This is a genomic window from Aeromicrobium sp. 9AM (assembly GCF_902506105.1).
Classification (GTDB): Bacteria; Actinomycetota; Actinomycetes; order Propionibacteriales; family Nocardioidaceae; genus Aeromicrobium.
The window spans coordinates 2,647,384-2,661,765 of record NZ_LR733304.1; the positions used below are offsets into that span (position 1 = coordinate 2,647,384).

The 14,382-nt window shown below is 71.2% G+C and carries 12 protein-coding genes; 10 read left to right on the forward strand and 2 right to left on the reverse strand.

All coding sequences use genetic code 11. From position 1 onward, the window contains the following. Nucleotides 1-35 precede the first annotated feature (35 nt). Nucleotides 36-1,094, reverse strand: coding sequence for a histidinol-phosphate transaminase (locus BOSE46_RS19565; protein WP_159541907.1), 1,059 nt, complete (start codon nt 1,092-1,094; stop codon nt 36-38). A gap of 29 nt (nt 1,095-1,123) precedes the next feature. Then, nucleotides 1,124-2,101, reverse strand: coding sequence for a TIGR03557 family F420-dependent LLM class oxidoreductase (locus BOSE46_RS19570; RefSeq protein ID WP_159541909.1), 978 nt, complete (start codon nt 2,099-2,101; stop codon nt 1,124-1,126). Between the two features lie 62 nt (nt 2,102-2,163). On the opposite strand from BOSE46_RS19570, the gene BOSE46_RS19575 reads away from it, so the two are divergent. The 10 genes from BOSE46_RS19575 to BOSE46_RS19620 are packed head-to-tail and all read left to right on the forward strand — an operon-like array spanning nt 2,164 to nt 14,321. Continuing rightward, complete coding sequence (locus tag BOSE46_RS19575) at nt 2,164-3,102, forward strand: DMT family transporter (RefSeq protein WP_159541911.1); 939 nt, start codon at nt 2,164-2,166, stop codon at nt 3,100-3,102. Nucleotides 3,103-3,159: 57 nt separating this feature from the next. Beyond that, the gene (locus tag BOSE46_RS19580) at nt 3,160-6,072 is read left to right on the forward strand and encodes an FtsX-like permease family protein (protein WP_159541913.1); all 2,913 of its coding nucleotides are present in this window, start codon (nt 3,160-3,162) and stop codon (nt 6,070-6,072) included. Continuing rightward, a complete protein-coding gene (locus BOSE46_RS19585; protein WP_159541915.1) occupies nt 6,072-8,801 on the forward strand; it encodes an FtsX-like permease family protein in 2,730 nt (909 codons plus the stop codon). Before BOSE46_RS19580 ends, BOSE46_RS19585 begins: the two co-directional genes overlap by 1 nt. A gap of 4 nt (nt 8,802-8,805) precedes the next feature. Beyond that, nucleotides 8,806-9,711, forward strand: a complete 906-nt coding sequence (locus BOSE46_RS19590; RefSeq protein WP_159541917.1) for an ABC transporter ATP-binding protein — start codon at nt 8,806-8,808, stop codon at nt 9,709-9,711. Next, nucleotides 9,708-10,388 carry an ABC transporter ATP-binding protein gene (locus BOSE46_RS19595; RefSeq protein WP_159541919.1) on the forward strand — a complete coding sequence of 227 codons (681 nt, stop codon included), beginning with the start codon at nt 9,708-9,710 and terminating at the stop codon, nt 10,386-10,388. The genes BOSE46_RS19590 and BOSE46_RS19595 overlap by 4 nt, the downstream gene beginning before the upstream one ends. Nucleotides 10,389-10,423: 35 nt before the next feature. Next, nucleotides 10,424-10,813, forward strand: coding sequence for a phage holin family protein (locus BOSE46_RS19600; RefSeq protein ID WP_236551812.1), 390 nt, complete (start codon nt 10,424-10,426; stop codon nt 10,811-10,813). Continuing rightward, a complete protein-coding gene (locus tag BOSE46_RS19605; RefSeq protein ID WP_159541923.1) occupies nt 10,810-11,295 on the forward strand; it encodes a low molecular weight protein-tyrosine-phosphatase in 486 nt (161 codons plus the stop codon). Before BOSE46_RS19600 ends, BOSE46_RS19605 begins: the two co-directional genes overlap by 4 nt. Before the next feature lie 33 nt (nt 11,296-11,328). Next, nucleotides 11,329-12,195, forward strand: coding sequence for a fructosamine kinase family protein (locus tag BOSE46_RS19610; RefSeq protein WP_159541925.1), 867 nt, complete (start codon nt 11,329-11,331; stop codon nt 12,193-12,195). A 39-nt stretch (nt 12,196-12,234) separates the two neighbouring features. Then, nucleotides 12,235-12,927, forward strand: a complete 693-nt coding sequence (locus tag BOSE46_RS19615) for a response regulator transcription factor (RefSeq protein WP_159541927.1) — start codon at nt 12,235-12,237, stop codon at nt 12,925-12,927. After that, the gene (locus BOSE46_RS19620) at nt 12,924-14,321 is read left to right on the forward strand and encodes a cell wall metabolism sensor histidine kinase WalK (protein ID WP_236551813.1); all 1,398 of its coding nucleotides are present in this window, start codon (nt 12,924-12,926) and stop codon (nt 14,319-14,321) included. The genes BOSE46_RS19615 and BOSE46_RS19620 overlap by 4 nt, the downstream gene beginning before the upstream one ends. Nucleotides 14,322-14,382 lie beyond the last annotated feature (61 nt).

Sequence of the window (14,382 nt, forward strand, 5' to 3'; positions counted from 1 at the left end):
CTCGTGCCAAAACAACCCTCCGAGAGGGCGCCGGCTCAGTGCTCCTTGAGCCAGGTGGCCGCGCGATCGAGGAAGGTCGCGTTGACCGCCGGCGTGCCGACGCTGACACGTACGCCGTCTCCGGCGAACGGGCGTACGGAGACCGGGTCGCACCAGGCGGCGAACTCCAGGGCGTCGTCGCCGAGCGGCAGCCACACGAAGTTGGCCTGCGTCTCGGGCAGCTCCCAGCCCTGCTCGCGCAGAGCCGCGACCATCGCGCCACGCTCCTGCACGATCCCCTCGACCCTCTCCGCGAGCGCCGCCTCGGAGTCGAGCGATGCGACGGCTGCGGCCTGCGAGAGGTCCGTGACGGCGAAGGGCGGCGTCGCCTTGCGGATCGCTACGGCGACCGGTGGCTGGGCGATCGCGTAGCCGACCCGCAGGCCCGCCAGGCCGTACGCCTTGGAGAACGTACGGAGCACGACGACGTTGGGATGGCCCGCAAGAGCCGCCAGACCTTCGGCGGCATCGGGGTCGCGGACGAACTCGACGTACGCCTCGTCGACCACGACGAGCACGTGCTCGGGCACCGCGGCGAGGAAGCGGTCGAGGTCGGCAGCCTTGACGACGGGGCCGGTCGGGTTGTTGGGCGTGCAGACCAGCACGACGCGGGTGCGGTCGGTGACGGCGGCCGCCATCGCGTCGAGGTCGTGCGTGGCGTCGGGCCGCAGCGGCACACGCACCGTCGTGGCACCGGTCAGGTCGGCAGCAATCGGGTAGGCCTCGAACGACCGCCACGCATAGATGACCTCGTCACCGGCCTCGAGGTGGGCGCTGAGCAGGGCGTACAGGACCGCCACGGACCCCGTGCTGGCGGCGAAGTGGTCCGGCGCGAGCCCGAACTTCGCCGACAGCGCGTCGTACAACGCGGTGGTGCCGGCGTCGGGGTAGCGGTTGATGCGGCCGAGCTCCGTGGCGGCCCGCTCCATGACACCGGGCAGCGGGTCGTACGGGTTCTCGTTGCTCGACAGCTTGTGGTCCTCGCTGGCGGCGGCCTTGCCGGGCCGGTAGACCGGGATGTCGTCCAGGGCTCGACGGGCACGCGGGGTTGTCATGCCCCCGAGCGTAATACCTGAACGATCGGTCAGGTGAGCTGCTCCTCGAGCGCAGGCAGCAGCTCGGCGCGGGCGGCATCGAGGAAGGACTCCTGCTGATCGCCGCCGATCTGCACCAGGGCGACGTCGGTGAAGCCGGCGTCGACGAACGGCTTGACCGCCTTGACGATCGCGTCGACGTCCGAGCCGCAGGGGATCTGCTCCGCGACGTCCTCCGGGCGTACGAACTGCGACGCCGCCGCGAAGCCCGACGGACCGGGGAGCTCGGCGTTGACCTTCCAGCCACCGGCGAACCAGCGGAACTGCTCGTGCGCCCGGGTGCGCGCCGCGTCGGCGTCGGTGTCCCAGCTGATCGGCAGCTGGCCGACCTTGCGCGCCGGCGACGACGCACGGGTCTTGGCATCGAACGCCGGGCCGAGCTCAGGATCGGGCTCGACCGCGATCAAGACGTCGGCTCGCGGGGCGCCGATGTCGATCGACTGGTCGCCGCTCACCGCGACGCCGATCGGCACCCGGTCCTCGGGCAGGTCCCAGAGCTTCGCGGAGTCGACGCGATAGTGCTCGCCGGCGTAGTTGACGTAGCCGCCGTCGAACAGCGCGTTGATGATGTCCAGCGCCTCGGCGAAGCGTTCGTGCCGCACGTTGGCCGGCGGCCAGCCCGCGCCGATGACGTGCTCGTTGAGGTTCTCCCCGGCGCCCAGTCCCAACGTGAAGCGGCCCTCGCTGAGCAGCCCGACGGTCGCGGCCTGCTGCGCGATGACGGCCGGGTGATAGCGGGCGATGGGACACGTCACGTACGTCATCAGCTCGATCGACCCCGTCGCCTGCGCGACGGCGCCCAGAGTGGGCCAGGCGGCGGGACTGTGCCCCTGCTCCTCGAGCCACGGGTTGAAGTGGTCGCTCATCACGGCAAGCTCGAAACCTGCCTGCTCGGCTGCGACGGCATTGCGTACGAGCGAGCGGGGGTCGGTCTGTTCACACATGAGGGTGTAGCCGAATCTGGTCATGCCGGACCCGTACCCAACGCCCTCCAACGAACACGTCCGGGATCGCTGACATGATCGTGCGTGTGACCACTCGCAATGCCCGACTCGGCTACGTGCTGGTCATCACCGCCGCGATCCTCTTCGGCCTCAACGGCGGCCTCTCCCGGGTCGCGATGGGGTCCGGACTGAGCCCCGAGTCGTTCACGACGGTGCGCGTCACCGGCGCGACTCTGGTGTTCCTCGCGTACGCCGTGTGCTTCCGGCGGTCGGCGCTGCGTCGCCCCAAGGGCACCGCCATGCTGCTCGTCGCCGCGATGGGTCTCGTCGGCGTCGCGGCCCTGCAGCTGACCTACAACGTCGCGATCGACCGGCTGCCGCTCGGCATCGCCCTGCTGATCGAGTACCTCGCTCCCGTCCTCGTCGTCCTGTGGGTGCGCTTCGTGCGCAAGGAGCCCGTGCACGGCCGGATGTGGCTCGCGGTGGGCCTGGCGCTCGTCGGGCTCGCGGTGGTCAGCCGGGTCTGGAACGGCCTGACGTTCGACGGGCTCGGCGTGATCATGGCGCTACTGGCGGCCGTGAGCTTCGCAACGTACTTCCTGCTGGGTGAGCACAACGTCGGTCTCCACGATCCGCTGCGCATCATCTTGTGGGCCTTCATCGTGGCGACCGTCGCGATGAACCTGATCGAGCCGATCTGGGCCATGCCGACGATGGACAGCTCGGCTTCGCTGCTCGGCCGGCTCGACGACCACTCCGCGAACCCGTGGCTCGTCATCGCGGTGATCGTCGTGCTGGGCACCGTGGTGCCGTTCTTCCTCGAGATGGTCGCGCTGCGCCATCTCCCGGCGACGATCGTGACGGTCATCGCGATGCTCGAGCCGGTCATCGCGAACGTGCTCGGCTGGGCCTGGTTCCGGGAGTCGCTGACCCCGGTCCAGGCGCTCGGCGCGGTCGCGGTGCTCGCCGGCATCGTCCTGGCGCAAACCTCGCGCAGGGTGGAAACGGTCCTCCCGCAACCGTAGGGTGAAGCCACTCACGCCACGGTGACGGCCTGTCCGTCGGGACAGGAGGAGTGCGCGGTGCGACCTGGAGGCCTGGCGTACGCCCGCGCGCGGGCTCAGTCGGCTCTCCTCCTCGCCCTCGCCGGCATCGTGCTCGTGGCGACGTTCTCCATCGTCGGACTCGACGCGCTGCACCGCACGACCGACCGCCACGCCGAGGACGCCGCCCTCCGTGCCGGGCCCGCCACGGCAGCAGCCCTCCAGCTCGAGGTGCAGGCCGACCGGGCACCCGACCTCGATCGCCTGCTCGCCCGCGCGCGGTTCGGGATCACCCGCGCGACGTACACCGAGGGATTTCCAGCAGTCCACGACGGATCGACGGTCATGGTCACCGCGCGGGCGGACGAGGGTCTGCGCAAGCGGTCGGTCCTGGTCGACGGCGGGTGGCCGATGGCTCGCTCCGGAGCCGAGATCCACGCGGCCCTGCAGGACCGCGCCGCGTCGGCACTGGGAGTCGGGGTCGGCGACCGCCTGCTCGCCGGCATCGGGCGCGACCGGGTCGAGATCGTCGTCGACGGGACGTGGCGACCCAAGGATCCGGGCGCCACGGCATGGTTCGGCGATCCGGCCTCGGCGTCAGGTCGCGGACCCGGCGGCGCCGGGCCGCTCGTGGTCCCGCAGGCTGACATCGCCCGTATGCCTGCCCCCGCCACGGCGTCGTACGTCCTCACGCCTTTGGCCCCGACCGACGTGTCGCAGTCGCGCCGCGACCTGCGCACCGTGCTGTCGGCCATCGACGACAGCGACGTCTCGGCGACCGTGACGGGAGGACTGCCCGATCGCCTCGCGGACCTCGAAGCCACCCGAGCGGCGGCCGACGGCCTGCTCGCTGTCGCCTATGCGCTGCTGGCCGTGGCGGCGGTCGTGGCCTGCCGACAGGTCATCGCACTCCTGGTCGAGGCCCGGCGCGCGGAGACGGCGCTGCTGCGATCGCGTGGCGGGAGCACACCGGCGATGACTGCGGCAGCTGCAGTCGAAGGCGGCGTCGCGGCGGTCGCCGGCGCGACGATCGGCGCGGGCAGTGCGATCGCCGTGTTCACCGGTGCCGACCGATCGCCTGACACCGGTCTCGCGGTGCTCGCAGCAGCGGCCTGCGTCGTGGTGACGGTCGCGCTCGTCGTCGTGGCGACGGTGACGGCGGTCAGGCAGTCCGCAACACAGCGCGGATCGCGCGACCACCGCGGTGCCCGCAAGGCCCTCTTGATCGTGGTGCTGGCGGCCGCCGGCCTGTCGATCGGGCAGTTCATGGCGTACGGCGGCCCGGTGAGCGTCGGTGCCGACGGAGGCACACGGGTCGACGCGATCACGTCACTCGCGCCGGCTGCCGCGCTCGCGGCCACGGCCCTCCTGGGCATGGCCGCCGCGGCGCCCCTGCTCCGAAGTCTCGAGCGACGCGCAGCCGAGAGCCCGGGGATCACGCCGGTCGTGCCCGCCCGGCAGCTCGCCCGCCGGTTGCCGACCTTCGGCGTCACGATCGCGCTGACGTCCCTGGCGGTCGGGTTCGCGATCCTCGTCTCGACGGTGGATGCCACGCAGGCGTCCCTCGACGCCACGTCTGCCAGCGTCCGCAGCGGAGCCGACACCCGCCTCGACCTGGCCGTCGAGCCCACGGCCGACGTCGGTGTCGAGTCGACGACGGCCCCGCTCATGGGGCTCGGCCGCGATGCCGCGGCGGTCGTGTCGGTGGCAGGGCGGGTCGACCAGGGCCAGGACGAGGTCTCCTTCCTCGCGTCGAGCCGCGGGATCGCGGACGTCGCACACGACCCTCGAGTCAGCAAGGACACCGCCCGCATGGTGTCGGCCCTGGACGCCGGCCGGCGCGGCGTGCCGATCGAGCCCGGCCGGATCGACGTCACCGTCACGGTGAGCGGCGCCCCGATCACCGGTGATGTCAAGACCACGATCTGGCTCGTGGACAGCGCCGGGCAGATCGCCGTCCGCCCGATCGGGCTGGTGCGAGGCCCAGGGGCTGATCCGGCACAGCGGACCGTCACGATCCCCCGCAACTCCCGCGGCTGGCGGCTGCTCGCGCTCCACGCGGATGCGACCGGGGTCGCCGGCGACGCGACGATCAGCGTGCGCGGGCTGGCCGGCGCGAACCCGTACGACATCGAGCTCGTCGACGACAAGAGCAGCGGCGGCACGGTGGTGGGCCGCGCGCCCAAGCGGCTTCCCGTTGTCATCACGTCTGCTACCGCTGCGTTGGTCCAGGCCAAGACGGGCGACACGTTCGACCTGCTGCTGCCCGAGTCGGGGTTCCAGGGCACGGTCGTGGTGGCCGGCGTCGTCGACACGATCCCGGGGGTAACCGCCGCGCGCGGCATCGCGGCGGACCTGCCGACCATGGTGTCGTACGCCCTCGGCAGCGGAGCCTCCGTCCCGGCACCGGACTCGGTGTGGGTCGTGTCCGCACACCCGGACCGGGTGGCCCGCGCGGCGACCGCGGCCAGCGTCGTACGGACCACCGCCACCAACAGCAGCCCGGGCCCCGGAGCCCGGATCGTCTCGTCCGCCCTCGACACCTGGTGGTGGGCGGCCGGCGCCGTGATCGTCTTCGCAGCTCTCGCCACGGCGGCCATGACGGCCAGTCTCGGCCGGCGGCGCCGCGATGAGCTGCGGGTGCTCCGCGCGCTCGGCCTCACACCCCGCCAGCAGGCGCGCATCCGGTCGACGGAGCTGGCCGGGGCGGTGGCCGCGGGGGGCGTCATCGGCCTCGTCAGCGGAGCGATCGCCGTCCTCTTGACGGCCGGCGACCTCGCCCGCAGCGCGACTCCCGGACGCCCAGCCGCCGTCGAGCCGGCGATGTCGTTGGCACTGCCCGGCCTCGCGCTGCTCGTCATCCTCCTCGGCATCGCCGTGGTCGCCGTGTCCGTACGCCAGGCCCGGCACATCCGCCGGGACGCGACGCGCACCGCACGGGAGGGGGACTGATGACGACCTTCCGGCTCTTCCGGATCCACGTGGCCCACCATGCCCGCTCGATGTCGGTCATGGCCGTGATCGTGGTGTTGCTGTCGACACTCACGGCGCTGATGCCTCGCGCGGCCAACCACCTGCTCACGGACTCCCTGCGGCACCAGGTAGACGACCTCTCGGTCGTGCAGCGAGACCTGTCCGCGCGCGAACAAGGGACCCCGACGCCGACCGCGGCCACCGACCCCAAGAGCAACACCCTGCCGAGCGCGTCCGACCCGGTCTGGGGCGGGCTCGACGACACCATGACCGAGATTCGTGGAGAGATGCCGCCGCGGCTGCGATCGGTCTTCGGGCCTGGAGGCTTCGCCCTGACCCTCCCGACCGCACCGGCATCGCCCGTCGACCCGACCACGCTCACCAAGGCGAACGTGATCCTCAGCATCGGATTCGACCCCCGCCTGTCCGATCACGTCCGGATCACCAAGGGACGGGCGCCGTCCGCGGTGACCGCCGACCAACCCGCCAAGGGTCACCCGGTCGACGTCGTGCTGTCGGAGGCCACCGCAGACGCCATGCACTGGCCGGTCGGCCAACGCCGGACAAGTCCGGTCAACGGCGGCCCGCCCATCGACGTACAGCTGTCGGGCACCTATGTGGCCAAGGACAGGCAGGACCCGATCTGGGCGCAGGTCTCACCCACGTTGGTCCCATCGGTGTTCGAGCCCGACGGTGGGAAACCGATCGTGACGGGAGTCGGGTGGGCCGAGCCCGGGTCGCTCCCGCAGCTCGTCCATCTGAGCTCCAACGCGGACCTGCGTACGTGGTTCCCGCTCGACTCCTCGGCTCTCACGGCCGGCAACGCCGACGAGTTCGTGAACGAGCTGCGCCGGTTCAGCCGCGGTACGCACCTCCTGCCCGGTGACGGCTACCTCAACGACGCCCAAGGTGAACCGACGATCGTGGGCGCCACCCAGCTGGCGTTCAGCTCCGAGGCCCCCAATGCGATCGACCAGGCCACCAGGTCCGGCTCCTCGGCACGCGCCATGATGGCCCTTTTCGCCTCCGGGCCCTTGGGCGTCTCGGCCGTGGTGCTCGCGCTCACCGCAGGACTCGTCCTCCGGAAGCAACGCCGCTCACTGGCCCTCATCGCCGCCCGCGGCACGTCCGGCATCCAGCTGCGAGCGTTGGTGGGGGTGGAGGGACTCGCGGCAGGCCTGCCCATGGCCGTCGCCGGAGCACTCATCGGTGCAGCCGTGCTCCCCCACGACGGCAGCGCAGCGGCGTGGTGGTGGCCGGCGGTCGTCGGGGTCGCACCGGCCCTCCTGATGGGCGCGATGTCGCCGGCGGAGGCGCACGCGGGACGCGCCGACCTGACGTCAGGAGGAACCGGCGGGCAGCGATGGATCGTCGACGTGCTCGTCCTGCTCGGTGCCGTCGCCGCAGTCGTGGCGCTGCGCAACCGAGGCCTGGCCACCCCGGACGGCGGGGTCGATCCGTTGCTCGCCGCCACACCACTCCTGCTGAGCCTCGCCGGCTGCCTCCTCGTCATGCGGGCCTATCCATGGGTGCTCGGCCGCGTGCTGGCCCGGGCTTCGCGCTGGCGTGGTCCCACGGCCCTGCTCGGCACGGCGCGCGCACTGCGCGATCCAGCGGCCGGCCTCGCGGCGGCCCTCGCACTGGTGACCAGCGTCAGCCTGGCGGTCTTCTCGGGTGTCGCCACCACGACGCTGCAGCACGGACTCGAGGATGCGGCCGAGGCGACCGTCGGTGCCGACGTCGTGGTGGAGGGCCAGCCGTTGAATCCCCGGATCCAGGCCATGCTGTCGGATCGCGCAGACGTACGCGCGACAGTCGGGATCACCGAGCAGTCCGGCGTGCCGCTGTTCGCGGCCAACCGGCCAGCCTTCACCCGGGTCCTGTTCGTCGACGTCGCCGCCCTGCGCAAGGTCCAGAAGGGCGTGCCGGGCGCACTGCGGCTGCCGCGGGCCCTCGAACGTACGAGCGGGGACCGGGCGTCGATCCTGGTGTCGAAGGACTTCGGCAAGGATCGGGCGGCGCTGCGCATCGACGACCTGCCGGTGGACGTCGTGGGCACGGCGCGGGTGCCCTCTCCGCTCAGCCCCCTGAGCTCATGGATCCTGATGGACCGTGCCGTGGCGAAGCACTTCGGCTTCGACCCCGGACCACCCGACCGGCTCCTGGTCAGCACCACCGGCGCGAGCGAGACGGTCCGCGACGCCATACGCGCAGTTCCGGGAGACGCCGAGGCCAGGACGACGGACGACGTCGCCCGCAGGATCGAGGATCTCCCGCTGGTCCCCGGCATACGTCACGCGGCACAGATCATGCTCGGCGCACTGGTCGCCATGTGTCTTGCCGTCATCGCGCTGGCCCTCGTACGCGGTGAGGCCAACCGGTCGCGGCAGGCTGCGCAGCTCGATGCGATGGGTGAGCCTCGCCGGCGATCCCGCTGGCTCGTCGCATGGGAGATCGGGCCGCTCGCGATCGTCGCGATCGTGTCCGGCGTGCTGATCGGGCTCGTGCTCCCTGCGGTCGTGCTGGATGCCATCGACGTGAGGGCGTTCACGACAGGCACCACGCAACCGGCTGTCCACATCGACCCCGTGCCGACGATCGTGATCGCGGCCGGCGTGCTCGTCGCCGTCGCGGTCGGCGCACTCCTGGCCGCAACGGCCACCCGACGGCAGGACCTGTCCAGGCTCCTGCGGATGACGGAGGATTGACCAGATGACGATCACCGAGACCGAGGCCGACATCAGGTGCAACGACCTGGTGCGCATCTTCACCGCCGTCGGCGTGGAGGTGCAGGCCCTCCAAGGCCTCAACCTGACGGTCGAGGCGGGATCCATGGTCGCGCTCGTCGGTGCCTCCGGCTCCGGAAAGTCGACGCTGCTGACGATCCTGTCGGGGCTCGACACCCCGACCGCCGGGGTGGCGCACGTCGCCGGCCACGACCTGCTGACGATGGACCGCCAGGAGCGCATCGAGTTCCGCAGGCGCAGCGTCGGCTTCGTGTGGCAGCAGACGGCCCGCAACCTGCTGCCCTACCTCACCGCGGTCGACAACGTCGAGCTCGCGATGACGATCGGCCGCAGCCACCCCCGCCGCGATCGCCCGCGCCGCTCCCTCGACCTGCTCGACCTGCTGGGCGTCGCCGACGTGGCTCACCGGCTGCCGGCCGAGCTGTCCGGTGGCCAGCAGCAGCGCGTGGCGATCGCCGTCGCGATCGCCAACTCGCCGCGGGTGCTCCTCGCCGACGAGCCCACCGGCGAGCTCGACGACGCCGCGAGCGCAGACGTGCTCGAGGCGATGCAACGGGTCAACGGCGAGCACCGGACGACCGTCCTCATCGTGACCCACGACGCGACGGTGTCGAGCCACGTGCAGCGCACGGTCCAGATCCGCGACGGCCGCACCGCGACCGAGACTCTCCGGCGTACGCGCGTCGACCAGCACGGCCAGGAGCACAGCATCGCCGAGGAGTTCGCCGTGCTGGACCGCGTCGGGCGGCTCCAGCTGCCGGACGACTTCACGTCGCGCCTCGGCATGCGCGAGCGCGTACGCCTGGCGCTGGAGACCGACCACGTCGGCGTCTGGCCGGACGCGCCGCACGACGAGGAGGAGCAGTCATGACCTCGGTGCTGCGAGCGGACGGGCTGACCCGCACCTTCGGTACGCCTGCCGGTGAGGTCACCGCGTGCGAGGACATCTCGCTCCACCTCGAGCCAGGGGAGCTGCTCGTCGTGCGCGGTCCGTCCGGCTCGGGCAAGACCACGTTGCTCAACCTGCTCGGAGGGCTGGACCGACCGACCTCCGGCACCGTCATGATCGACGGCCACGACCTGGGCCCGCTCGGGGAGGACAAGCTCGCCGAGCTGCGCCAGCGGTCGATCGGGTTCGTGTTCCAGTCGTTCGGCCTGCTCCCCGTCCTCACCGCGGCGGAGAACGTCGAGGTCCCCTTGCGCATTCGCCGGATGGCGCCTGCCGAACGCGACGCCAGGGTCGTGGAGCTCCTGGACATGGTCGGCCTCGCCGAGCACGGGGCTCAGCGGCCCGACGAGCTGTCGGGCGGCCAGCAGCAACGGGTCGGCATCGCGCGGGCGCTCGCCGTGACTCCCCAGGTGCTGCTCGCGGACGAGCCGACCGGTCAGCTCGACAGCCGTACGGCCGGTTCGGTCATGGACCTGATCGTCGACGTGGTCCACCGGTCGGGCGTCGCCGCCGTCGTCGCCACGCACGACCAGCAGCTCGTCGAGCGCGCCGACAAGGTGCTGACGCTGCACGACGGACGCGTCGTCCAGGGCCCCTGAGGGCATCAGTGCAACAATCGGGCATGCCCAGATTCGTGACTGCTTGGATCCTCAGCGGACTCGCCCTCGCGGCGGCCGCCGGCCTGCTCGGCGACCACATGAACATCGGTGTCGCCGACGACTCGACCGGCGAGCGTGTCGTGGCGATCGCCCTCGTGGCGCTCGTCTTCACGGCGATCAACGCCTTCGTGGCACCGGTCATCAAGACCCTGTCCCTGCCGTTCATCATCATCACGCTGGGCTTCGCGCTGCTCGTGATCAATGCGCTGCTGCTCCTGCTGACCGAGTGGGTCACCGATAAGTTCGGCGTCGCGTTCCACGTCGACGGGTTCTGGTGGGCCGTGCTCGGCTCGATCGTCATCTCGATCGTCAACGCCGTCCTCAGCGGCTTCACCAACAAGAACCACGCGCGCTCCGCACGGTGACCTACCGCGTCGCCCTCGTCTGCCTCGGCAACATCTGCCGCTCGCCGATGGCGCACGTCGTCCTCGAGCGCCGGCTGGCCGAGGCTGGTCTCGACGACCGGGTCGAGGTCGCCTCGTCCGGCACGGGCGACTGGCACGTCGGTCACCCGATGGATCCGCGAGCCGCGGCGACGCTGTCGGCCGCGGGATATGACCCGACCCGGCACCGCGCGCGTACGTTCTCCACGGACTGGTACGCCGAGAACGACCTGCTGCTGACGATGGATGCCAGCAACTACGCCGATGTCGTCGACCAGGCGCCGACCGTCGAGCAGGCCCGACAGGTCCGCATGTTCCGGGAGTTCGACCCCGCGGCGGGCGACGATCACGACGTGCCCGACCCCTACTACGGCGGCGACGACGGATTCGCCGAGGTCCTCGCGATGATCGAGCGTACGACCGAAGAGCTCGTCGCCCGGCTGCCGGACCTCATGGACCGCTGAACGCAGGGTCCTCCACGGGGTAACGTCGTGGTCATGGCACGCATGGCAGGAACCGCCGCACGGGCGGAGGCACTCCTTGGCCTCGGTGTCGTCTCCACCACCCCGGTCGCCGGCGGTGACATCTGCACATCGACCCGGCTCCGGCTCACCGACGGGCGCGGCGCCATCATCAAGACCCGTCCGCACCCGCCTGAGGGCTTCTTCGAGCGTGAGGCAGAGGGACTCCGCTGGCTGCGTGAGGCCGACGGCGCCCACGTCCCCAACGTGCTCGCGGTCGCCGACGACTGCCTCGTGCTCGACTGGATCGAGCCCGGCAAGCCCACGACCGATGTGGCCGAGCGGTTCGGCCGAGCCCTCGCCGCGACCCACCAGGCCGGAGCCGACGCGTTCGGCGGCCCCAAGGACGGCTTCGTCGGACTCGCTCCCCTGCCCAACCGCTCGCTGCCGGCCTGGCCGGAGTTCTTCGCCTCGCGCAGGGTCATGCCCTACGTACGCGCCTCCGTCGACCGGCAGGCGCTGACCGCCGACGAGGCGGCCACGATCGAGGCCGCGATGCGTCGCATCCACGACTTCGCCGGTCCCGAGGAGCCGCCGTCGCGCATCCACGGCGACCTCTGGTCCGGCAACATCGTCTGGGGCTCCGACGGCAACGTCTGGCTCATCGACCCGGCGGCGCACGGCGGACACCGCGAGACCGACCTGGCGATGCTGGCGCTGTTCGGCATACCCCACCTGCAACGCGTGATCGACGCCTACGACGAAGCCGCACCCCTGGCCGACGGGTGGAGAGATCGCGTCGGCCTGCACCAGCTCCACCCGCTGCTCGTGCACGCGACGCTGTTCGGCGGCACGTACGGCGCGAGGGCCGCTGCCGCGGCTCAGGGCCTTCTCGACTCGTAGTTCAGCCAAGTCTCAGGGATCCGGGGCAGACTGATGCCCATGCGCATCCTTGTCGTCGACGATGACCGTGCTGTGCGCGACTCACTGCGACGGTCCCTCGAGTTCAACGGCTACACGGTCGAGCTGGCCTCCGACGGCGCCGAGGCGCTGGCACGTGTCCCCCAGATCAACCCCGACGCGATCATCATGGACGTCATGATGCCGCGGCTCGACGGGCTCGAGGCCACGCGCGCCCTCCGCAGCGCGGGCAACGACGTGCCGATCCTCGTCCTGACCGCGCGCGACGCCGTCTCCGACCGCGTCGACGGCCTCGACGCCGGGGCCGACGACTACCTGACCAAGCCGTTCGCCCTCGAGGAGCTCCTCGCCCGCGTACGTTCGCTGCTGCGTCGCTCAAGCCGGGCAGCCGCTGTCGAGCCCGACGAGGCACCCCTGGAGTTCGCCGACCTGTCGCTCGACCCGGTGACCCGCGACGTCAAGCGGGGCAACCGCTCGCTGTCCCTCACGCGTACGGAGTTCGCGCTGCTCGAGCTGTTCCTCCAGCGGCCCAAGCGCGTGCTCGAGCGGTCGTTCATCCTCGAGGAGGTCTGGGGCTTCGACTTCCCCACGACCGCCAACTCGCTCGAGGTCTATGTCGGTTACGTCCGCCGCAAGCTCGAGGCCGAGGGCGAGTCGCGCCTGCTGCACACCGTGCGGGGCGTCGGATACGTCCTGCGCGAGACGCCTCCGTGATCGATCTCCTGCACCGCTCGCTGCAGCCGTTCACGCAGCGGATGACGCTCGCCCTGCGGGTCGCGGTGCTCACCACGATGGCCGTCGCCGCAACGCTGGGCGTGGTCAGCGCGATCGTGTTCGTCGTCGTCCGCGCGGAGTTCGAGCGGTCGCTCGACGACTCGATGCTGCGTCGAGCTCACGCGGCGGTTGACGCCGATCTCGCAAACCCCGCGGTTTTCAACCAGCTCAATCCCCAGCTGCAGCGTATCGCGGATGTCCAGATTTTCGTCGTCAACAGCGGAGAGCTGTTCTCGCCGACCACCCCGGTCAACGCGCTGACCAAGCCGTTCAAGAGCATCAAGGAGATCGAGGTCTCCAACGGCGAGGCGTCGCAGTCCATGCGCACCGTTCGCATCCAGGGGACTCCCTACCGCGTGGTCGCCGTCCAGGGCGGCAGCGGCACCGCGCTCGTCATGACGCAGTCGATGGAGTCGATCGACTACGCCCTCGAGCGCCTCAAGGTCATCCTGCTGCTGTGCAGCGCGGCGGGTGTCGCCCTGGCGGGCATGGCTGGGTGGGCGGTCGCCGCCAACGGCCTGCGACCGGTCCGCCGACTGACGGCCGCGACCGAGCGCGTGGCGCGCACCTCGGATCTGACCCCGATCGAGGTCACCGGGCACGACGAGCTGGCTCGCCTGACGACCTCGTTCAACGCGATGCTCCAGGCGCTCGACGCATCGCAGACCCGACAGCGACAGCTCGTCGCCGATGCGGGACACGAGCTGCGTACGCCACTCACGAGCCTGCGCACCAACATCGAGCTGATCGGCCAGGCCGCCGACAACGCCGAGCGCTCCCTGACCGACGACCAGCGGCACGAGATCATGGGCGACGTACGGTCCCAGCTCGAGGAGCTGACGACCCTGGTCGGCGATCTCGTCGAGCTCGCCCGCGACGAGCCGCTCACCCGCGACCCCGAACCGCTCGACGTGTCAGACGTGGTGACCCAGGCGATCGACCGCGTACGCCTGCGCGCCCACACCGTCACGTTCGACGTCGAGCTCGAGTCGTGGATGGCGTTCGGTGAGCCGCAGCTGCTCGAGCGGGCCGTCACCAACCTGCTCGACAACGCGGCCAAGTGGAGCCCGCCCGACGGCACCGTCACCGTACGACTCGCCGACGGCGCATTGACCGTGACGGACGAGGGACCCGGCATCGACCCGGCCGACCTGCCGCACATCTTCGACCGGTTCTACCGCTCGAGCGAGGCGCGTACGCTGCCCGGCTCGGGGCTCGGGCTCTCGATCGTCAAGCGCGCGGCCGAGCGCCACGGCGGCACCGTCGACGTCGAGTCGGCCCCCGGCGGCGGCACCACGTTCACGCTCGTTCTGCCCAGCTCGGACCAGCTCTGACCTGCAGCTTTCTTCGATCGCTCACACGCCGCTCTTAGATCCGTCTCAGCGATGCGCGAGA

What these genes read in the sequence shown, in the direction of transcription:
- BOSE46_RS19565 (WP_159541907.1), bottom strand. Translation starts at nt 1,094, where the DNA reads ATGACAACCCCGCGTGCCCGTCGAGCCCTGGACGACATCCCGGTCTAC.
- BOSE46_RS19570 (WP_159541909.1), bottom strand. Translation starts at nt 2,101, where the DNA reads ATGACCAGATTCGGCTACACCCTCATGTGTGAACAGACCGACCCCCGC.
- BOSE46_RS19585 (WP_159541915.1), top strand. Translation starts at nt 6,072, where the DNA reads ATGACGACCTTCCGGCTCTTCCGGATCCACGTGGCCCACCATGCCCGC.
- BOSE46_RS19590 (WP_159541917.1), top strand. Translation starts at nt 8,806, where the DNA reads ATGACGATCACCGAGACCGAGGCCGACATCAGGTGCAACGACCTGGTG.
- BOSE46_RS19595 (WP_159541919.1), top strand. Translation starts at nt 9,708, where the DNA reads ATGACCTCGGTGCTGCGAGCGGACGGGCTGACCCGCACCTTCGGTACG.
- BOSE46_RS19610 (WP_159541925.1), top strand. Translation starts at nt 11,329, where the DNA reads ATGGCACGCATGGCAGGAACCGCCGCACGGGCGGAGGCACTCCTTGGC.
- BOSE46_RS19615 (WP_159541927.1), top strand. Translation starts at nt 12,235, where the DNA reads ATGCGCATCCTTGTCGTCGACGATGACCGTGCTGTGCGCGACTCACTG.